This window comes from Flammeovirga kamogawensis, assembly GCF_018736065.1.
In the GTDB taxonomy this organism is placed as follows: Bacteria; Bacteroidota; Bacteroidia; order Cytophagales; family Flammeovirgaceae; genus Flammeovirga; species Flammeovirga kamogawensis.
In genome coordinates this window covers 2,003,853-2,028,310 of the sequence record NZ_CP076128.1, presented here as the reverse complement: position 1 = coordinate 2,028,310, position 24,458 = coordinate 2,003,853, and the positions used below count along the sequence as shown (strand labels likewise).

Here is a 24,458-nt window from a genome sequence, read left to right as displayed (position 1 = left end):
ATTCTTTTTTGTGATTTTGTTTTTAAGTGGTGTCCTCAATTAAGAGGACACCTTTTGAGAAAAGTTAGTTTTTAGCTTGAACTACTATTTATTTACTGTTTGATCCATTTTTTAGTTGAATAATAATGCGCTGATGTAATTTCAATCAAATAAATCCCAGATGAATAATCACTTACATTAAAAGTGTTAGACAAACTTGTACTTTTTACCATCTCTTTGACTTGCCCGTTACCTAAGTTGATAATTCTAATTTCGAAGTCTTCATCTTCAACAGTACTTGTGAAATCTAAGTGTAATTGATGCTGAGCTGGGTTAGGATAAATTGATAAAGAAAGATCCTTTAAGTCATCTTCTAATGTGATATAACGACTACCACTAGATGAACAAGTATGCATAGCCGTACTTCCATTTCTTTCTCCACCTTCTGGTACGTTATAAACAAAATAGAAATCAACTGATGAAGTATTTTGAACAGTATAAGAATAAGTACCATCACCATCATTGTCCATATGATATCCTGCACCATTTATAATTAATAATCTTGTAGAAGAGCCAACGCCATTTCTTTGAGGTTCAAAACCTATAATTACATTATTCCCTTCATAGGCTACTGTGTAATAATAATCTACTGTACTAGCTGTTGTAAAGCCTGCATCACCATCACAAGTATAATTTCCTCCGTTAGAGTTATCTGCATTTGTAGTTATAGAAATTGCATTTTCATTTGTATTTCCTGCTGCATCTTTTGCTACTATTTTTATAGAATAAGTTGTATTATCAACTAACTGAGAGAAGCTATAAGATGTGGAAGTAGTTGATGATGTAAATACATTATCTAAATAAATGTCATAACCAACAACGCCAATGTTATCAGAAGAAGCACTCCATGAGATCGTAAAAGAGGATGTAGTTACCGCAGTAGCACTTAAATTAGACGGACTCGATGGAACTTCAGTATCACCTTCATTTCCACCACCATTGTTGTTACAATTTGATATGTTTTCTAAATGAGGCGTCGCAGCAGTATTTCGTTCTCCACCTTCAGGAACATTGTATGTAAAATAGAAATGAATATCATCTCCAGCATCTATAGTTGTAGGATGTGCTGTATTTGTTGTAAAGAAATACCCAGGGTGTCCAGCACCAGCACTACCTGCATAATATACAATTAGTGTTGAATTGGCTACACCAGATCTACTTGGAATAAAAGTGATTGCCGTTTTACCATTTACATTACTTAATTCATAAGTATAATCTCCATTAGCATCATTCCCACTGCAATTTCCTGTTTCTCCACCTGTAGAGTTTTCTAATGTTGTAAAGGTTGTAGAAGCTGCTACAGATGTATTTCCTGCAATATCTTTAGCAATTACATTTACAGTGTAGACGGTGTTTTCAGTCAACTCATTTAGAGTAGTTTGGGTACCTGTAGTAGAACTGATACTACCATTTACAACAATATCATACCCAACAACACCAATATTATCAGTAGAAGCACTCCATGTAATAGAAGCCGAATTTGTTGTAATATTACTTGCCAATAAATTTAAGGGAGAGGTAGGAGCTTGGATATCATTCCCTCCTCCAGAACTACCACCACATTCGCCAATAGTTACTGTATGAGGTGTAGCAGCCGTATTACGTTCACCGCCTTCAGGAACACTATAAGTGTAATAAAACTCAATAGTATCATCTGCATTTGCGTTAATGGTATATGGTGAGTTTGCAGAGACAATATATCCTCCTAAACCTCCATTGTTTACTTTGTAGTAAAGTAAAACTGTTGTAGATCCAACTCCTGTTCTACTTGGAATAAATGTTATTGTGGGATTACTGTCTTCATTAGAAACCTCATAAGTGTAATCATTATTATCAGAACCTCCTGTACAAACAACTTGCAATGGATTTGTAGAGAATGTATTCGTTAAAGGAGTTGAAACATTACCTTGGAAATCGGATGCTAAAATTTCTATAGCATAAGTAGTTTCTGCTAATAACCCACTAAATGAATAATTTAAATCAACTGTGCTGCCATGAAAAACACCATCAAGGTAAATTTCATATCCAGCAACACCAACGTTATCAGAAGCTGCAGCCCAACTGATAGTTAAAGTTTCTTGCGTTGCTTCTTGTAAAGTAATAGCTGAAGTGAATTCTGGAGCCAATACATCATCTAAAGTAGTAACAGTAACAGAAACGGCTGCAGATGTATTTCCTGATGCATCTAATGCGATTACTTCTAAAACATAGTTTGTTGATGGAGATAGGTTTAATAGTGAAACTAAGGTATCATTAGTTTGTGCTAATAAATTACCGTTTGAAAATACTTGATAGCCAACTACGCCAATATTATCGGTGGCAGGGCTCCAAGAAAGTGACAAAGTAGCCACATCAACATTTTCTATCGCTAATCTTGAAATCTCAGTTGGAGGTTCTTCATCTAAGATGATTGGAAGTGTAGTCTCCGTTAGTGTAGAAGCGATAGATGTATTGTTAGTATTGTCGATAGCAACCACAGAAATAGTGTAATTAGTAGCATCAGTTAAGCCATTAAATGTATAGTTTAAGTTATTAACTGTTGTAACAACAGCTCCATTTAACGATAATTGATAACCACTAATACCAATATTATCTGTAGCAGCATCCCATGCGATAGTTAAGTAATCTACTCCTTTATTTGTAACAGTTAAGTTTTCTGGAGTTGTAGGAGCTTCTTGATCTGTAATTTCTCCTATTCTAGTAAAGGTAAACCTACCTAAATTGAACCCTCCACCATCTGCAACTAAACGTATAATGTGTTCTCCTTGAGTAATAGGAATATCTTTAATTTCTACACTTTGCCATGCTCCCCAATCACCTGTATAATTAATTGCAGCAGGTGTACCTAAAGGAACTTCATCAACCTCTAAGTGTAATGGTCCACCTCCTTCAGAAAGACCTGAAGCTACTTTAAATTCTACATCATACATACCTGTTTGTGTAGCATTAATAGTGTATTCTAACCATTCATTTTTATCAATCCACCCAACAGAAAGACCTTCAGATTGAGAGACAGAAACATCAACATATTCGTCTGTTCTGGCATCTCCTTCATTATATGGAGAAACATCGTAATAAGCTACATTTTGCCCACCTTGATCGTACTGACCAGAAAATAAAGTACCAGGAATAGTTGCAGGAGAAGCTGCATAAGGATCTTGTGGAATACCTAATCCTACTTGTACCGATGCATATTTAGATTGTTTGTATTCATTTCCAATATATGCTCTTACATTATAGTTGTAAACGTAATCTTGAACACTTGGAAGAGTGATAGAATAAGGAGGTGAAGTTGTTGTTCCTAATAATGTTTCTCCATCATAGAACTCTACTTTATCTGGTGTACCTCTTTCTACAGTTGCATTTAAAGTAATGTTGGTGTCTGTAGGAAATTTTTGACCATTAAAAGGGTTTGTGATGGCAACATCTAAAGGAACATCTTTGCTTGTAGCTGTAGATCTTGCTGGTACTTCCAAAAGTGTTCCATCAGAATAAGTAACCATTATTGTTTGGTTTGAATAGTTATGAGCAACATACGTTTTGTCGCCATTTTTATCAAATACACTTGCAATAGGGTGATTGGCTGTAATGGAAACATCTACTTGCCCTAATGCCACCATATTGTGTAACCAATAATAAGTATGTGCCTTAGATTCACCAAATTCAATAGAATAATCTTGATATCCTTCAAAATAACCTAATGCTTTTTCTGGGTCAACAAAAGAAAGATACATCCAATAGATATCGTACCAAATATTAGGGTTTTGCTCTCTATTTAAAATGCCTGTGTTGGCGGTAATGTCATCCCATAATGTTTGTACCAGTTCAGGTCTGTAACCCAAATATAAAGATCCTCCATGGATAGGCAAGAAATTGATTCCCCACATAGGACCAATATCAAGAGTCCAGAAAGTTTCGGCATCATAACCAGCTCCCCAAATTCTAGAAACAGCTTCGTAACCTAATTCTGGTTGGAAAGTTCTGTCGTTTACATCCCACCAATATTCTTCGATAGCAGAAAGTTCTGTAGTGTAAAGGTAGATACCTAAATCACGAATTTCTTTATTACCTGTAACTTCTCCCCAGTGAATAAGAGCAGAGTGAAATTGCATACTTTCTGAACTAGATTCTTGATCATTACCATTTGGATCAGTACTAGAACCATTTGCCCAGCAGTGCCCTGCATATGGACTGAAATTTCTTAGATAAGGAAACATTTCATCGTTATGATCATAAGCTGAAGCATCTCTTACTAAAAGGTTGACCATTTCACCCCATTGATCTGCCCAACCTGGCTCGTATTGTTCAATCATTGCAGCCATGTGAATAAAATAACCCCAATGAAAATGATGATCATTTAAATTATAATCTTGACCATGACCGGCAGGGAAACCCAATAATGCTTTCCAATCTTCATCATAATACATGATAAAATCAGTCTCATCACTCTCCGCTGATAACCAATCTTCTATTCTTTCTTTTACTGTAGTAACTAATTTTTCTTTTGCTGTTTCGTTTCCTAATTGATCAGCAATATGAGCCAATTGTGCCAAACGATTCATCTTTTTACCATCGTTGTAAGAGTCTGTCCATGTTGCTAAAGATCCACCACTTACATCGTCAACCATTTTATAAAGTTCCGATTGAGAGTAAGAATCACTGTATTTTCCTAAATTAGGTAACGTTGGAAGTATACCTTGAAATTTATGATCTATTGTATAGCTATTTGCTACCATAGATTTAATTTCTCCTCTTACAGAAGGATAAGAATACGAATGCAATGCAGGTGCTCCAGTTGGTAGATTACCCCATTGATGAGGAAGTAGACCTAATAAAAATTGATTATTTAAACCCTCTTTTACATCCACTTCAACATTAAAGTTTGTGGTCATGGTAGCAGTTGCGTCATTGTATTGCCAATTTACAGTTGTGTTTTTTGGGAATACATAAGCATATTGTTTTAGCTCATTTACTGCAGTTTGGATATCAATATCTTCTGGTAAGTGTGCAATACTCCAATAGGTTTTACCATTCAAATTTGAAGTATATGAATTACCAACTTTAGTCCAAGTAGTACCCTCAGGTCCATAAACTGCATAATCTGCTCCATTGTAGTTCTCTTCAATAATTAAAATATTACCTTGAATTGTAACAGGAGAAGGGAAATTTAGTTTAACAGAAGCTACTTCAGACGGAGATTTTTCGAAGTACGTAAAAGGCATTGCCATACCAATTGTTGCCTTAAAATTATGATTTCCTTCAAACCAAGCTGCAGTAACTGTCCAATCAGAGAAATTATCTACCAAAGATTCTGAAGTACCAAGTCCTTCAACGCCTATAATAATCGGAGCAACCTCAGACATCGGTTGTTTGTTATTTCGTTCACTCGAAATAGGAATTGTGTATTCAATAGCCAAGCCATCTGGCTTAGAACGGTAAGATAAAGGATAAGCATAAAACCCCCATCCATGTGACGAACTATTGTAGGTAGTCCAAAGTAGGGTAGACCACCAATCATTTGTAGGTACTGGAATGCCATCCAAATTGCTAGATACTTTAGGGGTCGCTTTTGTACCAAACCCTAAACCTCTAGGTTGTTCTCTTCGCCCTTGCACAGCAGGACCTGGAAATGTTGTAGTGTAACTGCCCTGACCGACAGGGACAATTTGTGCGTGTGTGTCAAAATAGAATAGAGAGCTTATAATAAAGCTCCATAGTAGTAATCTAGTTTTCATACTTTCTGTGTTAAGTTTTATAGCGATAGTAGTTTGAGTGTCCTCATAAACTGATATGACAATATTAGGTGTAAATAGGACTCTTTTAAAGAATAACACCTCTACTTTACCACACAATACAACTCTATTTTACCTCACACTATTTCATGGGGAAATATATAAATTACTGTTTGTGTGTTGTTTAAGTTATTTATTGGAGTTGAACCACTACTACACACTTAAATACTTAAAGTGTTCAATGGAAGTATTATTTGGAATTAGTTTTTATAGTAGAAGCTAACTTAAAGTGTTTAAGTAATTCACTTAGCGATGTTTGATAACTAGGGTTGACGGCTTATTAAATTGAAAGAATCTTATCTAGCAAATTCTCTTCATGTGATAGGTTCATTTTTTTTCTTAAACGGTATCTACTTTGCTCCACACTCCTAACTGTAATGTTAAGTGTATTTGCAATTTCTTTACTTGTCAGCTTCATTTTTAGGTAAGCACAAATTTGAATATCCCTATGGGTAAGTGCCGGGTATTTTGATTTTAATTTCTCAAAGAAATTATCGTATACTTGGTCAAAGCGAATACTAAATTCATCCCAATCATTTTCAACATCTGTTGCTTCATCAATTTTCTTTATTATTTGTCTAATATCTCTATCCTTAGAGGTGTTGTATTTATCTTGTAATTTCTCTTTTATAGATTGTAGACCTTGGTTTTTTTGCATGATAGCCATAGTTACAGCTGCAAGTTCTTCGTTTTTACTATTGATTTCTGTTTTTAGTTTTTCATTTTTTAGCTTTACAATTTCTTCTTGGGAACTAGTAACTTCTTTCATGAGCTTATATTCTAACTCATGCATATCGTTGGTTTGTTTTAGCATTAAATACCTTTTTTCTCTTTTTGCCCTGTGTTTTAAGAAAAGGATAGTAAATAAGAAAAAAGAAACAAAAGCAATTAGATATAATATATAAGCAAAAGTAGACCTGTACCAAGGAGGTGTAATTTCGAAACTATAAGTTGTAATATTAGATAGAGCATTATTCACGTTTCTGCTTTGAACCAAAAAACTATATTTCCCTTCATTTAAAAAAGAGTATGTTTTTGCATTTTTTGTAGACCATTCCGACCAATCTTTTTCAAATCCTTTTAAATAATACCTGTACTGATTATAGTCTAAATTTTTATAATAAGGGTTTGTAAAATTAAATGTGATTTGATTTTTATCAAATGGAATTTTTGTGGTTCTTCTTTCTTTTGAGCTCGTTCTTAAATGCTCAGTTTTATCACCCACTTGAATAGTAGAAATTAGTGTTTCTAAAGGTAATATAGGTTTTTTATAACTATCAATTGATAGCACGGCATAACCTTCTTCTAAACCAATAATAAACTCGTTTTTGCTTTGTTCTTTTACAAATTCAAAACCAGCTACAAAATTGCCTATAAAGTTATTGAGTACAAGATTATCTTCATTATTAGAAATTGTGAAATTTAAATTAGAAAGCATCCATAACCTTTCAGAGTTATCCATCTTTAGGTATTTGATATGAGTGGTATCTGTAGAGTTAATTCCGTTGATATCATTTGTTATTTCAAACTTGTTTCTATCATTGTTGTATGTGAAAATTCCATGTAGAGCACCTACAAAAAGTTCATCTTTTACTTTAAAAACATTATTAAAAATAGATGATGGTAAACCATTTGAACTATTGTAAAATTCTACTGTAGAAAAAGATTTTTGATCCTGAGATAAAATGCACTTATACACACCTTTATACCCATGAGACATCCAAATTTCATGATTATCTAGTTGAACAAAAATTCTAGCAGTAACATCTAAACCTTCTATTATATCAGATACATTATGCTTTTTATCTACTAGCCTAAAGCCTTTGTATGTACCAATTAATAGATAATTAGTATTAGAAAGTAAAATCTGTCCATCCCATACACCTTCTAAAGTAAAAATAGGTTGAAAAATATCATTTTTTAAAATTGATAAACCATGATTATGTGCAACATAAAGCTGCTCATTCCAAATGAAAATTTTCCAAATTTGCTCTTCAATTCCTTTTACTTTACTGTGATTAATACCTTTTTTACTTCTTTTAAATACCCCTTGATTTGTACCGATATAATAATTTGATTTATAAAATTGAGCACTATAAACGGATGGATTGAAGTTAATATTATCAGAGTAATAACTGACTGGAGAAAATAGATCTATCTTAGAAATACCATTATCTAAACCACACCAAAGTTCGTTGTCTCTGTCTTGATACATAGCAAGTACAGTGTTATTTGCTAATCCATTTTCTTTGTTATAATGTGATACAATTTTTCCATTTTCATTAATAATAAAGACTCCATTTTTAACAGACCCAATGGCATAATGCTTAACATTTCCAGATGTAGATAATGGAATAACGGAATAGATACCCGCTTTTTGGATTACCTGTAATGTTTTATTATGCCATTTTTTAATTTCTTTATGGTTGTAAAGGTAAATTCCTTTATCTCTTGAAAATAGTAGGAAATGCCCATCACTGTTTACTTGAATACTACGGATAGGAACATCAAAATTAAACTCTTTTAATAGGTGGTCTTCTGATGAAATAAGTAAATGCTTAACCCTAAATAAGTACTCTCCTTCATGATGAGGAATTTTTGTGAGTACATTGCCTTTGTATTGATAGTCATTTTGTTGAGAATGAAAAACCACACCTCCATCTTTATCTTCTACAATATTCCAAACATCTTCAAAATCAATTTTATGTAGTTGATTAGATAGCGAGTGATAAATAAGCGTGTTGTCTCCTTTTAAAGAGAAGTAACCAATTTCACCTTGCCCACCAACGTATATAGTATCATTTTTAAAAAGAATAGAACGAACAATACTTTTATTAGGAAGGGGATAGATAGTCCAATTTTCACCATCAAACTGAAGTAAACCATCGTTATTACCAAAATAAATAATTCCTTTATTGTCCTGAACAATAGCCCAACTTTGAGGAAGTGCTTTGTATTCATTCTTCTGAAAATTTCTAATTTTTGGTAGTTGAGATAGTTGTTGACAAAATGTTATTCCACAGTAAATAGTTAAAAAAATAGATAGTAGAGTTGTTTTCATAGATAGTTGGTTTCTTTAGGATAATGTATTGAGGTTATAATATATTGGATGTAACTGAGAATAACAATTTATATAGGTTTAGCTCTTTACTTCTTTTACTATGTACAATAATTTAATGTATTGATGAGGTGAAGTATTAACCAAAATTCTATTGTGTTAACATGAAATTATTTCTAACAATATTTAACAAAATGCAATACGTTTAAAGTAATGATGACTTTTTATTGTTTTTACTTAATTTCGGCCATTATCACATATTATCCATAATTACTATGCAAAATATACCTAGTGTAGATTTGTCAGATTTTTTATCAGACGACCCAAACCGAAAGCAAAAATTCGTAAAAGAAATTGGTACTGCTTATGAAGATATCGGATTTGTATCTCTAAAAGGACATTTCCTTGATTCTATGCTTACTAATGAGCTTTACAGTGAAATTAAGAATTTTTTCGAGCTTCCAGTAGAAACAAAATCAAAGTACGAAATTGAAGGAATTGGAGGACAAAGAGGTTACGTTTCATTTGGTAAAGAGACCGCAAAAGGTTTTAAAAAAGGAGATTTGAAAGAGTTTTGGCATTTTGGCCAATATGTTGAAGATAATCCTAAATTGGAAGAACAATATCCAGATAATGTAATTGTTGAAGAACTTCCTAAATTTAATGCTGTTGGTAAAGAAGCTTATCAGGCATTAGAAAAAACAGGTATTTATGTATTAAGAGCTTTGGCACTTTTTCTAGATCTTGAAGAACAATATTTTGATAAATTTATCAAGAATGGTAATTCAATTTTAAGACCTATTCATTACCCTCCAATCAAATCTGAACCAAAAGATGCAGTTAGAGCTGCAGCTCATGGAGACATTAATCTTATTACTTTGTTGATGGGTGCAGAAGGTAAGGGGTTACAAGTTCAAAATCATGATGGAGAATGGATTGATGCTATTGCTGGAGAAGGTGAATTAGTAATTAATGTTGGAGATATGCTTTCTAGACACTCTAATAATAGATTAAAATCTACAATACATAGAGTAGTTAATCCTCCAAAAGAGTTATGGGGTACTTCAAGATATTCTATTCCATTTTTTATGCATCCGATTAGTGAAATGCCATTAAATGCTTTAGAAAACTGTATTACTGATGCTCAACCAAAATTGTATGAAGATACAACTGCTGGAGAATTTCTTACAGAAAGACTTATTGAGTTAGGGCTAATCAAAAAATAAATAATTGCTTTTATTTAGCAATAATGAAAATGAGTATTCGATTAAAATTGGGTGCTCATTTTTTACCAAATTAGTTTATAAACAAAAAAGTATACTCATTTTTAAAGAGTATACTTTTTTGCGTTTCAGCCTTAAACTAATGTCTAAGATTAAACTAATCAAATTGATGAAAAATTACTTGATTTCGATGATCACTTTATCAATTTTACCTGTAAACGTAGTTTCTTCAGGTCCATATCCAATACCTTCTGCTACTGGTGTTTGATTATCTAAACCAACATCAGCAGTTTCATCAGCAGAGAACATATTAGGTTGCGTTCTTTCAATTCTACCTTTTCCTTTAGAGCCATCAGAAACTTCAATAGTAGCATCTCCACCTTTACCGTTTCCGCCACCATCATAGTTAAAAGCAAAACTTACTTTATGTTTACCTGGTGCTAGTTTAGCATCTGTAGTAATTACATATCTTTCTAAACCTAAGAAATTATAAGTAAACTCAGGAACGTCGTTTTTCATGTATAAACTCCATCCACCAAAACGGCCACCTTGTGTTAAAATAACACCGTTAGCACCACTTTCAGGAACAACAATTTCCGCGTCGATTGTAAAAGAACGGTTTTTAATATTAATGAAAGTATTTTCCATCATACCTTCCATTCCTTCATAAAGTTTTAAAGTAGTTCTTCCACCCATAATATCAGGACGGCCAGCAATTGCAGGGTTAGTTCTTTCTACAACACGGTCATCAATTGGAAGTACATGATATTTTTCTGCTTCTGCCATAAAAAGTCCCTTCATTTCTTCTAACTTTTCAGGGTACTTAGCGGCTAAGTTTTTCGTTAAACTGAAATCATCGCGAACGTTATATAAATCCCATTTATCTTCTTCAAGAGGACCAAAGTCAGTCATTTCCCAAGGAGCTCTGTGGATAGTTCTTGCAAACCAGCCATCATAATAAAGAGCACGGTTACCAAAGAGTTCGAAATACTGAATTACATGTCTTTCTGGAGCATTAGCATCATCAAAAGAATACACAAAACTTGTACCTTCAATTGGCGTTTGAGGAACACCATTTACAACCTTAGGTTCTGGTAATCCTGCCACTTCTAAAATAGTTGGAGCAATATCAATTGCATGTGTAAACTGACCTCTAATACCATCGCCTTGTTTTACTTGGTCTGGATAATGAACAATCATACCAGTTCTTGTACCTCCAAAGTCAGATGCTATTTGTTTAGTCCAAGTAAAAGGAGCATCAAATGCAACGGCCCATCCTGCAGCCATATGAGGGAATGTATTTGGTAAACCCCAATCATCCATCAAAGGAATTAGGTCTTCAACTTTTTCTTCTACAAAATTAAAGTAAGTCATTTCGTTGTACATACCTACCATGCCGCCTTCAGCACTTGTTCCGTTATCACCAGCTACAAATACAATAATAGTATTGTCTAGTTCTCCAATTTCATCAATAGCATCAACTAAACGACCAATTTCATAATCTGTCATTTCAACAAATCCAGAAAATACTTCAGCCTGACGAGCAAATAATTTTCTCTCGTTATCTGTTAATTTCTTCCAGTCTTTAATAGCTTCTGGCTTAGGTCCTAAATTTGTGTTTTTAGGAATAATACCGTTGGCTTTCATTTTAGCTACAGTTTCTTCTCTAATAACATCCCACCCTTTATCAAACTGTCCTTTATACTTATCAGACCATTCTTTAGAAACATGGTGAGGAGCGTGTACCGCACCTGTAGAAAAGTATACAAAGAAGGGTTTATCTGGTGTCATAGATTGTTGTGCCTTTACCCAGTTAATTGCCTGATTGGTCATGTCTGTAGTAAAGTGATAATTCTCTTCTTTAGGAGGGTTTACTTTTTTAACACCATCAAAAATAAGAGGAGCCCATTGGTCAGTTTCACCACCAATAAAGCCATAGAATTTATCAAATCCTTGGCGTGTAGGCCAACGGTCAAAAGGACCTGAAACACTTGTTTCCCAAGCAGCAGTTTCATGCCACTTACCAAAAGCAGCAGTACTGTATCCATTTAATCTCATTGTTTCTGCCAATGGAGCAACACTTGCAGGCAATGAACCTGTATTACCTGGGTATGCAGTAGAAGTTTCCATAATAGAACCTGTATTACAAGTATGATGGTTTCTACCTGTTTTAATAGCCATTCTTGTAGGAGAACACAAAGACGTAGTATTGAAATTATTATATCTCAAACCACCATTTGATAACCTATCCATTGTTGGTGTGTTAATAGGACCACCAAAAGCAGAAGTTGCTCCCATTCCTAAGTCATCTATTAAAACAATAACTACGTTTGGAGCTTCTTTTGGTGCTTTTACTTCAAAACGTTTTGGTGGTGTTGTATTTCGAGCATCAAGTTCTGTATATGTTTTTGCTTCGGGTTCTACAATAGGTAAAATTTCTCGATTAATATTGTCTTGAGCATATGCTGAAGAAAAAAGCATAAATACTAACGACAAAATCAGTAGTGATTTTTGTTTCATGTTTGAAGGTTTATTTTAAGTTATAATATGAACAGCTTCTTGATATTAATGGAAAAAAATAATAAACAGAGTAAAATTTATAAAATAGTTTATTGTTAATTCAACAATATAAATACAATTAAGAATTACTCAATTGTTACACAGTAAAAGTATAGGTTATAAAAGATTATTTTGTTGGAGTATTAATCGCCATTAAGAGAAGTTTTTAATATCTATCTAATTTCTCTATAAAGTAACTATTTTACAAGTATTTTGATTTATTTGAAGAGTTTAACTACCAGTATTTCTGAAAATAGAAAGGTTCAAGCTTTGCTACTGCAAAAACTTGAACCCTTCTTTATAAAATGAAATACTAAATTTATAAAATAACCACTTTTTTACTTGGTATTTTTATCCAGCTTTTTTGTTTATTTTCAATTTCTATGGAAAGTACATACGTACCTTGATGTACATTATCTATACGTAAATCAAGAACATTACCTGCTTTCTTATTCCACCTTTTAATGGTCTGTCCATTAAGATTGGTCAAAGAAATTAGACATCTTTTATAAGGAACTTCTTTTAGTTCTATAATCATATGGTGGCTTGCAGGATTAGGGTAAATCTTGATTTCAGAATTTAAATATTCATCACCTAAATCTGTAATAATGATTTGCTCTTTAGCAGAACGGACTCTTGTATTTATGTATTCTTGAATGCCATAATCAACATGTCCTCCAATAGAAGTAACAAATGATTCATCATAATCTGTTACTGTCCATCCATAATTCTTTGTATACCATGTATCTGCAGCAACGGCAGCTCTTAATAGACTTTGTTGATCCTCAAAATAAGGATCCAAATCAGCACTATTAAAAGTTGAATCTATAAAATTAGCTAAGTAACTATTGTATTGATTATTGTATGTAGCATTGGCTAAAATCTTTTTTGATAAAGGTCTAGCTTCATCTTCTTTTGGCCAATTATTAATATCTCTTGTTCCCCAATCTTTATCCACCCAATCAATGCCGTATGTATTGTCCAAATCATAAGGGATGTAGGTCCAAAGGTTAGTAGTTTCATTCCAATAGATATAGAAATTATTCTTGTTGTAAGAATTGTTATCCCAATGTCCTGAAAGTTGTTCAATAGCTAATGTTTTGATGAATTTGTCGACATCAAAATTCCTATTTAGATACTCACTTAGTGCGTTATCATTTAAAATATTTAGGCTATCAAGAAAACTAGCTAATTCATCTCTATCGTCGTCGTCACCTTCTTCAAGTTCATAAATATCATCATTCATGTAGAGGTTTGGGTCGTTTACCATATCAGCACCATAACTTGCTTTGTATAATTTACCACTGTCATCGCCAAAGCGATTTTCTAGAAATAAATCATCAATTTGTTCTGTGTTGAGATATAAACCATAATAATCTCCATTAATATAAAGTTGAACATGACTAGATCTTGCTGCAGGAATATCTTCATCTCTAAAAAACATTAATAAAGATTTTTCTCTTGATAGGGTAGGGTCATTATGTTCAGCACGTAGGTTAAATTTTTTCTGCTCATGGAAAGTTCTTCCTTTCTCAAATTTATTAAATGAGATTTTAAAAGATTTTTTTGGAGCATAGCGAGAAGTATTACCTCTTAAACGGATGCCTACATTATGTAGAGAATCTGAAAGCATCGAGTTTTCAAATTCGAAGATACACTCTTTATAGTCTCTATTTTCCTCATTTCCGGGTGCTAACAAAAAGTCCAAATCACTTTGACTCATTGTGATATCGACTCGGTTTATTTCACCTTCTGGAAACAATATGCCATTCTCTGGGTTAAGATTTTGGGCAAGTGTTATAAAATATGAAATAAAAAGAAAAATTGTCAGTAAAATTCTTTTCATCAGTAGCTGTAAGTTTATTTCGTAACTAAAGTTAACTATATTTGCCGTGTTATTGACAGGGAAGCTGCGGGGACAATTTACCACATCTTCTTTTAACCTGCAATACAGTATGTTAAATACCACAACACAACCGTAGTCGATGAAGATTGATTTAAACAACTTCGAGCGATTTGAGGCAAGGCACAATGCGCCCAACAATACTCAAATTGAAGAAATGCTAACTGCTTTAGGAGTCGCAGATATTAATGAGTTAATTGCTCAAACTGTTCCTGAAAAAATTCGTCTAAAAAAGGAATTAAACCTTCCTCAACCATTAACTGAATACCAATTTTTGCGTCAGTTTAGAACTGTTGCAGAAAAGAACAAAATCTACCGTTCTTATATTGGTATGGGGTATTACAACACAATTACACCCCCAGTAATTTTAAGAAATATCTTAGAAAATCCGGGCTGGTATACGGCATACACACCGTACCAAGCAGAGATTGCACAAGGGCGTTTAGAAATGCTTTTGAACTTCCAAACTATGGTAACAGACCTTACAGGTATGGAACTAGCAAATGCTTCTTTATTAGATGAAGCAACTGCAGCAGGAGAGGTAGTTCATATGTTCCATGGAGCTAGAAAAGGTGCTAAAAAGAAAGTTGCAAATAAATTCTTTGCAGCAGATTCTGTGCACCCTCAGACACTAGATTTAATAAAAACACGCTGTACGCCAATTGGTGTTGAGCTTGTTATTGGTGATGTAGCCGAGTTAGATCTTACAGATGAGAAGCTATTTGGTGTTCTTGTACAATACCCAGATACGAACGGTGCAATTTCAGATTATACTGATTTTATTGCTACTGCTCACGAAAACGGTGTATTAGTAGGTATGGCTTCAGACCTTTTAGCATTAACAATGTTGAAAGAGCCAGGAGAAATGGATGCTGATGCAGTGGTGGGTTCTGCACAACGTTTTGGTGTTCCTATGGGCTACGGTGGACCTCATGCAGGTTTCCTTGCGACAAGAGATGCATACAAACGTCAAATTCCAGGTCGTATTATCGGAGTATCGAAAGATAGAGACGGTAATGAGGCATACAGAATGGCTTTACAGACTCGTGAGCAACATATTAAGCGTGAACGTGCAACTTCTAATATTTGTACAGCACAAGTATTATTAGGTGTTATGGCTTCTGCTTATGCAGTGTATCACGGTCCTGAAGGATTGAAAACAATTGCTCGCCGTACACACGGAATGGCCAATTTATTGGTTACTTCAGTAGAACAATTAGGTTTAGAAGTAGTAAATAAAGATTACTTCGATACTGTTAAAATAAAAACAACACCTCTTCAGGCAAAAGCAATTAAGTTACTTGCAGAAGAGCGTTTAGCAAACTTCCGTTACTTTGAGGATGGATGTATTGGTTTGTCTATGAACCAAACTACAGACGTTTCTCATATTGCTGATTTAGTAGACATCTTCCAAGATGCACTAGGTCTTAATTTAGCAATTGACGTAGAAGCTCTTGCACAAGATATTGCTGTTTCTGTTCCGTCATCGTTACAAAGAACTACTGAGTTTTTAACACACCCAGTGTTTAGTCAGTACCATGCAGAACACGAAATGTTACGTTACTTAAAACGTCTTGAGAACAAAGATTTATCATTGGTTCATTCAATGATTTCTTTAGGATCTTGTACAATGAAGTTGAATGCAACAGCTGAAATGATTCCTGTAACGTGGCCAGAATTTGGACAAATGCACCCATTTGCACCAAAGGAACAAGCACAAGGATATCAAGAAATATTTAAAGATCTAGAGGCGTGGTTATGTGAAATCACAGGTTTTGACGCAATGTCGTTACAACCAAACTCTGGAGCAAATGGTGAATATGCAGGTCTATTAACGATCCGTGCTTACCACGAAGCAAATGGTCAAGGTCACCGTCATATCTCTTTAATTCCATCTTCGGCACACGGTACAAACCCAGCATCTGCAGTAATGGCAGGTATGAAAGTGGTTATTGTTAAGTGTGATGATATGGGGAATATTGATGTTGCTGATCTTAAGGCTAAAGCAGAGCAATATTCTAATGACTTATCTTCGTTAATGGTAACTTACCCATCTACACACGGTGTATTTGAAGAGTCTATTATTGAGATTTGTCAGATTATCCACGATAACGGTGGACGTGTTTATATGGATGGTGCAAACATGAATGCACAAGTAGGATTAACATCTCCTGCAAACATTGGTGCAGACGTTTGTCACTTGAATTTACACAAAACATTCTGTATCCCTCATGGTGGAGGTGGTCCTGGTGTTGGTCCTATTGGCGTAGTAGCTGATTTGGCTCCATATTTACCTGGTCACTCGGTAATAGATAATAACGTAGGAGCTAAAGCTTCTTCTGCTGTATCTGCTGCTCCTTGGGGTTCTGCAAGTATTTTACCTATCTCTTATGCATACATTGCTATGATGGGTGGTGAAGGTTTAACGAATGCTACTAAAACAGCAATCTTAAATGCAAACTACATGCAGTACAGGTTAAAAGAACATTATCCAGTACTTTATGTGGGTACAAATGGACGTAATGCACATGAAATGATTGTGGATTGTCGTCAGTTTAAACCTGCAGGAATTGAGGTAGAAGATATTGCAAAACGTTTGATGGACTACGGTTATCATGCGCCAACAGTATCGTTCCCAGTACCAGGTACATTAATGATTGAGCCTACAGAGTCTGAATCTAAAGCAGAGCTAGATCAATTCTGTGATGCAATGATTGAGATCCGTAAGGAAGTTCAAGAAGTAATTGACGGTAAGGCAGATGCTGTGAACAATGTGTTGAAAAACGCACCTCACACGCAAGGCATGACAATTACAGAAGAATGGGATTTACCATATTCTAGACAGAAAGCAGTATACCCACTTCCTTATGTACAAGCAAATAAGTTCTGGCCAGCAGTACGTAGAATAGACAGTGCTTTTGGTGATAGAAACCTTATCTGTTCTTGTATTCCTGTAAGTGATTACGAAGAAGTAGAAGCTTAAATATACTTTTATTTAAGTACCTTTTAGACATATAAAAACCTCCCTCACTTCTGGTTAAAGTAAGGGAGGTTTTTTGTCTTATTATCGTTTTAATAAATAGTTTTTAGCTAGGCTTTTTGTCTAAATTACGTTGCCTATATACTTTTAAAGAATCTAAGTCCAAACATAATAACTCTCCTAAACCTTCTATATTATTAAATACAGCACCAGCATCTAAACATATTCGTTGCTCTTCCTTTATCATTTTAAATATATCTTCAATAGGAGTAGGTGTATGCCCATGAATTAATTTTTTCTCCTTTAAAAGTGCTAAACTATTAGGGAAACTCCTTACCCATAACATTTCATCAAAATCTTTAAAGGGTTCTTTTGCTTTAAAGTTAAATCCAGCATGAACAAGAAAGTAATCCTCTAATTCATAATAATAAGGCAGTTGAAATAAAAAATCCTCGTATTCATTAAGTAACCTATACTCATCTTTTAAAAGCGGTTCAAGGTTATTACCAGCGTGGTAACTAAGTATTTTATCTTTAATCTCAATTGTTTCAATAAGTTCATCTTCATGATTTCCTCTTAAAGGATAAATACTATAACCATTATTAATTAGGCTAATTATACTATCTAATACACCTTTACTATCCACTCCTTTATCAATGTAATCTCCTAGAAAAAAGAGGTAATCCGTTTTCTTTAAATCGATTTGATTTAGTAAGCCTTGTAATGTTTTTGGGCAACCATGGATATCAGGAATTACCAGTCTTCTTGTAGCAGAAGAAGTTGATAATTTAATTGCTCTAGGGTCGTTATTTAGTTGTTTTGTCTGTAGACTGCTAGAGAATAGACCTTTAATAAATGAGGTGATTATATCTAACATACTATACACAGTTTATTATATGCTTCATAAAAAATAATTCTGTTTAATTGAAATTCCTTTATTTATTGTACTTCAAAAAAAAGAATTTATCACTTAACAACTAAGTTTGATTAATCGTATCGCATACTAATCTTTTTAATATGTATTGATTATCAAGGAATAAAAGTTTTTAATTTAGAAAAATAGACTTGAAATTTCTTTTTAAGCCTCTAAAAAAAATGTATATTTAATAACCCTTATAACTATTAATCTTACTTACCATACCTTTCTTACTTTATCTATGAAACAACTAATCTTTATCGATGATGATCTATTAGCTATTGAAATTTTTAAAATTATCTCAAATGCTCTAGAAGAGGTTAAAAGTTACAAAAAGCTATTTTATAGAAGTGGAGATCATTTTTTTGAATCAGTAGAAACACTTAAAATAGAGAAACAGAATATTTTATTTCTAGATTTGAACATGCCAGGTTTAGACGGCTGGCAAGTACTAGACGAACTAGAAAATAGAGGGATAGTAGATCATTTTAAGATTTTTATTTTAAGTTCTAGTGTAAACCCTCAAGACAAACAGAAAGCAAATGACCACCCCAAAGTATGTTCTTATATAGAAAAACCATTATCGAAACAAAAGGTATTGTCTACCCTAGCATTACTATCAGAAATAGAAACAAGTAATGTTTAATTTACAATGTTATCTAGTGAGATAGATATTTTATTTAACATCCGCTCTATTTTATTAGAAATTTCTTCATCAGAAAATAGTTTATTATTAACAGTAAAAAAGACTGTTTCTAATAATTCGTGGAAGCCAATTTCTACAAGATCATTGTATTCAATATAACGCATGTTCCAACTTTTAAATACTCTATTACCTTTGATAGGAAGTGCATAAGATTTTACTATTTGATGTCTATTGTCTTTCTTAAGGTTAGTGATAAGTTGCTCAATAGCACTTTCAGGACCTTCTATATATTGAATAAAATGATCGTTTTTATAGGTTAAATACCCAGTTATATTGTGCTTTTTATTTTCTTTTTGAGCTAGTGCTTGTAATTGATGTAATGCTTTAGAATCAAAGCTCATTTCTGATTTACTTGAATAGATATAAGATGAAATCATTATTGTGTATGTAATTTAATAGTAAATGTTGTTCCTTGCTTAACTACTGAAGATATAGAAATATTTCCACCCGTTGCTTCAATTTGAGTTTTGGTGAGAAATAAACCTAAACCTCTAGCATCTTCATTTTGATGAAATGTTTGGTTCATCCCAAAAATACGATGTCCATATTTTTCGAGGTCAATCCCTAAACCATTGTCTTTAATTAAGATGGTTACGGTATCATTTTCATGATATGCTTCTATTTCAATTTTTGGTATTCTATCAGGTGATTTATATTTGATAGCATTACTAATAAGATTTAGGAAAATACTTTTTAAATACTCCTCAGGATAATTAATAGATAGGTTACGTTCAATTTCTAAACTGACGATGACACCATATTTATTAATTTGCCCAGAAAGTATATCCAATACTTTCATTAACTCTTCTTTTACTACAATTTTCTTTCTTTCAAGTTTTGTTTTTTGTTGTACTTTAATTGCATCCGTTAAATTATTAACGGTAGTTTCTAATTGTTTAAGTGCTTTTTCAAAAAGTTTTAAGAAGTTATCTTTTTCTTTATGATCTTTCTCGTTCTGATAAAGCTCCATAAGGGCTAATAAATTAGATAATGGAGAGCGAATATTATGTGAAGCAATATATGTATAGCTCTCTAATTGTTCGTTCTGCACTGCTAAAGTTTGTGCCGTTTTTTCTGCTAATGCAACGGTTTCTTTCCATTGCATCTCAAGAGATTTATTGTAAGTATTATCAAAAACAATACATAAAAACTTATAATCTCGTTGTATTCTCAGACCAATGAGATTTAAAAAAAGCGTTTTTCCTTCATTAGAAATACATCTTAGCGTAAGGTTAAAATCTTTATTCTTTTGTTTAAATAGATTACTAAATAGTTCAATATCCTCTTTATGAATAAACTTCATAAAATCTCTAATTGGAATAGAATTTTGCTGAGGCTGAATCTCTAACCAATTAACAAGAGTATCATTTAATTTAATTACACTATCGTTGTTGTTCTCAATTTTAAGTGTACCAAACTGGTTTAAATCGGTAATTCCGTGATAAGTAGCAGTAACCTCTTTAAGTGTTCTTTTTAAAGAGTAACTTTCAGTGATATCTTTAATAGTACCAAAAAGGCTTTTAATTTTTCCATTTTGATCTTTCTTCGCAATGCATGCAAAAGCATAATATTTTTGATCAATATGAAGAATACTTTGAAACGGGATACCATACTTCAAACTATTATTAATATTCTGAGTAAAGCTATCTCTACTGTCAGAAGATAATAACTGCTCGATATACCTCCATAAAAAGACATCATAATTATCAAAATTGAATATCTTTTTAGTGACTTCATTAAAATCAAAAGTATTACTTTCTATATCCCAAGTCCAAGGATTTAAGTTAAGATGATTGTATATGAAGTTAGAAGATTGAACTATTTTAGAGAGCTCTTTATTTTTGTTTTTTAATTTTCTTACAGGTTTAAAATCACTTATTGGAATGAATGATAAAATAATTCCATCATTATGATTTTTATTTTCACCTAAAGGAGATACCCTAAGTAAAAACTCTTTGCCTTGAAGCGTTTTAATTTCATGCTCTTGAATCTTATTTACTTTTATCGCCTTTTCTATAATTGATAAAAGTCCTTCTTCGATCTCAAAGAATGTGTTGAATTGCATAATATTACGCCCAATGTCTTCTTTTTCTATTCCAAAAAAGTCTGTTGCATTCGGTGCAATTCTTCTTATACTAAAATCTTTATCAAGGTATAAACTAGCAATACCTGCAGAACGAAAAAGGTTTAAGAAGTCATCATTAAGAACGGAGATCTCTTCTAGTTTATCTTTGTATTCTTGATTAACGGTATATAACTCTTCGTTTACAGATTGTAGCTCTTCATTACTAGATTGAAGTTCTTCATTTGAAGACATTAATTCTTCGTTATTGATCTGATAATTTTCATTAATCTTATCAATTTTTTTATACGCTACTTTTAATTCTTGATGCAGGTGTTTGATTTCACTTTTAAGGTTGCTGATGGTATTATCCTGCTCAATAATATTATCGTCAAATCTTTCTTCTCCTTCAAAAAACTCAAGAATATAAAGGTCTTCTTGTGTAGGAGAAGAGAGGTGTCTGATAATAATTTCAACGGCTATCTTTTTATTACTTAGTAATTTTAAATTACTTAATTTTCTATTTTGGTTATCGTCTTTTACTTTTTTTATAGTTCTAACTATATCAATATAAACATCTAACTCAAAAATTTCTTTTAAGATCAGTTCTCGTTTAGGGAACTTTAAATATTTACCTACTTCATCAGAAGTAAAAATAATTTGTTCTTTCTCGTTTACTACTAGAATTGGCTGGCAGAGGTATTCTATAACTTGCCTTTCTAAATTATCTGTAATAGGAGCAATGCTTTGATTTAATTTTGTTTCTTTAAGGCTAGAGCTATTTATTTTTGTATTTATATTTGGTAGTTGTTCCATCTCAAAAGTTCTAAACTTGTCAGTTAACTTAAAAAATTTATGTTTGGGATTTTCTTCTTTTAAATACTTATCTGAAAAATTCTTTTCTGAAGGTCCTAGAAATAAATAACCATCTACATTCAAAGAGAATTTCATGGTATTTAATATCTGTTTTTGCACCTTAGGTTTTAAATAAATGAGTACATTTCTACAAATTACTAGATCAATATTTAGGAAAGGAGGAGTAGATAAGATATCATGTCTAACAAACGTAATACAGCTTCTTACGGCTTCTATTATTTGATAACTGTTCTCTCTTCTTTCAAAATATTTCCTTCTAAATTGTGCAGGTACAGATTCAATTTCTTCTTTACTAAATATACCTTCAGAAGCCTTTTGAATAGCCTGTTCGTTAAGGTCTGTTGCAAATATTTTGATCTCTTTAAGTTGTTTGCTTTTTTCAACTTTTTCTAAAATAAGCATTGCAATGGTATAGGCTTCGTTACCAGAACTACAGCCAATAGACCAAACGCGTATAACATCTTTTGATATTACTTTTGGTAGTATCTTTCTATCTAAATATTCCCATTCTTCAGGATCTCTAAAAAAACTAGTTACCCCTATTAAAAAGCTTTGTGCTAGTTTTTTTAATTCTTCTGGAGAGTTTTCGAGCATGAAGAAATATTCTTTAATGGAAGTCAAATTATTGTACTCCATCATTTTTAATATCCTTCTATATAAGGTCTGAGGCTTGTAATGATTAAAATTTATATTTTCATTTTTTACAACAAGCTCAAGTATATTATCAATTTTATGGTAATAGTTTACAAGTTTATCATTCTCTCCTTTTACAAGATCTGAGAGAATAAAAACCATTTCTTCTACACTAACAATAAAATCTATATTAGTTGCTTTTATAGCAGAAAATGGCATTCCATTAAATTTTGCAGAACTTGGGTGTTGAACAAAAGTAGTACCTCCATTTTCTTTAATTGTCTGAATACCTATAGTACCATCACTACCAGTACCAGATAATATTATACCTATTGCTTTATTTTTATACTCTTCTGCCAGACTAGAAAGGAAGGTGTTTATAGGAAAAGATAAACTTTTTTCTTCTTTCAAACGTTCAAGCGTAATCAAATTTTTATTTGATATTGTAAGAGTAGAATGGTTGTTTATTATGTATATATGATCAGCAACAATTTCTGTTGTTTTGTTTACTTCAATAATAGGAAGCTGGGTATTCTTTGTCAACAACTCTGGCATTAAACTTTTATGCGACTGAGAGAGGTGTTGAATTATGATAAAGGATATGCCAAGTTTAGTATTATAGCTTTCAAAGAAAGATTTGATAGCTTCTAAACCACCTGCAGAAGCACCAATTCCAACTATATATTTTGGCTCGTTAGTAAGAAGCATAAAATGTATTCTATATTTAATTTATAATGTAAATTAGTAGTACAAATAACTAATTCCTAATTGGTTTACTATTTAATCTTGATTGTTTACTTTTTAGAGAATTTAAATACAAATCCATTTTATAATTAGACATAAAAAAGCAACATCCGTTTAATTGAATGTTGCTTAATTAAATCATTGCCTTAGTAGTGAATGACTTAAACAGTTTGGAACTGTAGAGTGTTTATCGACTCTTCAATTCCATTCCATAATTTAATTCTTTGTTGTAATGCTTCTTTTGCAACTTCTAACGTTTCAGCCCATTTATTAGCATCTGAACCACACAGCTCTGAAATCATTTGTAACGAAAGAGGGCCGTGTTCATCACCGTCTAATTCAATATGTCTTTCTAGATAATACTTTAACTTATTGTATTTTGTATTTTCAGCATCCGCATTTTTAAGAATTTCTATAAACATATCTGGAATTACATCTTCTCTACCAAAAGTAAATGCAGAAGCAATTAGGTGAGTTTTTCCTGTTTTTATCACTTTAAAAGTAAAGTTTACAAACTCTTTAACAGCAGTAATTGGAGCAATAGTATTTAAAGCACTTTGAACATCTTCTCCTGCTTGAATTTTTTGTATGAATGATAGAATAGAAGTAGTATTAGCTCCCATTTGATCCATGGCATCTAAGTACATTTCGAAATGACTTTTAGGTTCACCTACTTCGTTTACATCACTTTCTTCTCCATGTACAATTTCATTAATAAACCTTGCTAATACAGGATGTTCAGAAGGTACCCAAGGTAGTTGAGTGCATGTTAATTCAAGTTGAAGAGCTTTTAAAAGTGACATGAAATCCCATACTGCATAGACATGGTTTTCCATAAATACTTTTATATCATCAATACAATTTAATTTTTGATATAAATGATGTTCCTGAAGTTCTTTTCTTAGTGGAGAAATCTGTTCTTCAATAGTGTTAATAGAGTACATTTGAGTGAAATAAGTGAGTTTTA

11 protein-coding genes are annotated in these 24,458 nt (G+C 32.6%); 3 read left to right on the top strand and 8 right to left on the bottom strand.

Going from position 1 to position 24,458, the window contains the following annotated elements; genetic code table 11:
- Positions 1 to 92 precede the first annotated feature (92 nt).
- Both KM029_RS08005 and KM029_RS08000 read right to left on the bottom strand, forming a co-directional pair.
- Positions 93 to 5,774, bottom strand: a complete 5,682-nt coding sequence (locus tag KM029_RS08005) for a glycosyl hydrolase (RefSeq protein WP_144072781.1) — start codon at positions 5,772 to 5,774, stop codon at positions 93 to 95.
- 337 nt (positions 5,775 to 6,111) lie between these two features.
- Positions 6,112 to 8,892 carry a ligand-binding sensor domain-containing protein gene (locus KM029_RS08000; protein WP_144072780.1) on the bottom strand — a complete coding sequence of 927 codons (2,781 nt, stop codon included), beginning with the start codon at positions 8,890 to 8,892 and terminating at the stop codon, positions 6,112 to 6,114.
- A gap of 272 nt (positions 8,893 to 9,164) precedes the next feature.
- Between KM029_RS08000 and KM029_RS07995 the strand changes: the two genes are divergently transcribed.
- Positions 9,165 to 10,115 carry an isopenicillin N synthase family dioxygenase gene (locus tag KM029_RS07995; RefSeq protein ID WP_144072779.1) on the top strand — a complete coding sequence of 317 codons (951 nt, stop codon included), beginning with the start codon at positions 9,165 to 9,167 and terminating at the stop codon, positions 10,113 to 10,115.
- A 174-nt stretch (positions 10,116 to 10,289) separates the two neighbouring features.
- On the opposite strand, the gene KM029_RS07990 is transcribed toward KM029_RS07995, so the two are convergent.
- Together KM029_RS07990 and KM029_RS07985 are read right to left on the bottom strand one after the other, a co-directional pair.
- A complete protein-coding gene (locus KM029_RS07990; RefSeq protein WP_144072778.1) occupies positions 10,290 to 12,632 on the bottom strand; it encodes an arylsulfatase in 2,343 nt (780 codons plus the stop codon).
- Positions 12,633 to 12,990: 358 nt separating this feature from the next.
- Positions 12,991 to 14,517 (bottom strand): CotH kinase family protein, encoded by a 1,527-nt coding sequence (locus KM029_RS07985; RefSeq protein ID WP_144072777.1) that lies wholly within the window; start codon positions 14,515 to 14,517, stop codon positions 12,991 to 12,993.
- Between the two features lie 139 nt (positions 14,518 to 14,656).
- On the opposite strand from KM029_RS07985, the gene gcvP reads away from it, so the two are divergent.
- Positions 14,657 to 17,557 carry an aminomethyl-transferring glycine dehydrogenase gene (gcvP, locus tag KM029_RS07980; protein WP_184679427.1) on the top strand — a complete coding sequence of 967 codons (2,901 nt, stop codon included), beginning with the start codon at positions 14,657 to 14,659 and terminating at the stop codon, positions 17,555 to 17,557.
- A gap of 103 nt (positions 17,558 to 17,660) precedes the next feature.
- Here the strand turns inward: gcvP and KM029_RS07975 are convergent, their stop codons facing one another.
- Positions 17,661 to 18,431: a metallophosphoesterase family protein gene (locus tag KM029_RS07975; protein WP_144072776.1), complete on the bottom strand. Its 771-nt coding sequence runs from the start codon at positions 18,429 to 18,431 to the stop codon at positions 17,661 to 17,663.
- Positions 18,432 to 18,711: 280 nt separating this feature from the next.
- Between KM029_RS07975 and KM029_RS07970 the strand changes: the two genes are divergently transcribed.
- Positions 18,712 to 19,116 (top strand): response regulator, encoded by a 405-nt coding sequence (locus tag KM029_RS07970; RefSeq protein ID WP_144072775.1) that lies wholly within the window; start codon positions 18,712 to 18,714, stop codon positions 19,114 to 19,116.
- On the opposite strand, the gene KM029_RS07965 is transcribed toward KM029_RS07970, so the two are convergent.
- The 3 genes from KM029_RS07965 to KM029_RS07955 all read right to left on the bottom strand — a co-directional run bounded on the left by KM029_RS07965 (position 19,113) and on the right by KM029_RS07955 (position 24,435).
- Positions 19,113 to 19,553 carry a BLUF domain-containing protein gene (locus tag KM029_RS07965; RefSeq protein ID WP_144072774.1) on the bottom strand — a complete coding sequence of 147 codons (441 nt, stop codon included), beginning with the start codon at positions 19,551 to 19,553 and terminating at the stop codon, positions 19,113 to 19,115. The genes KM029_RS07970 and KM029_RS07965 overlap by 4 nt on opposite strands.
- Positions 19,553 to 23,455 (bottom strand): CheR family methyltransferase, encoded by a 3,903-nt coding sequence (locus KM029_RS07960; protein WP_144072773.1) that lies wholly within the window; start codon positions 23,453 to 23,455, stop codon positions 19,553 to 19,555. The genes KM029_RS07965 and KM029_RS07960 overlap by 1 nt, the downstream gene beginning before the upstream one ends.
- Before the next feature lie 197 nt (positions 23,456 to 23,652).
- Entirely contained in the window at positions 23,653 to 24,435 is a 783-nt protein-coding gene (locus tag KM029_RS07955) for a DUF3050 domain-containing protein (RefSeq protein WP_144072772.1), read from the bottom strand.
- Between the last annotated feature and the right edge of the window lie 23 nt (positions 24,436 to 24,458).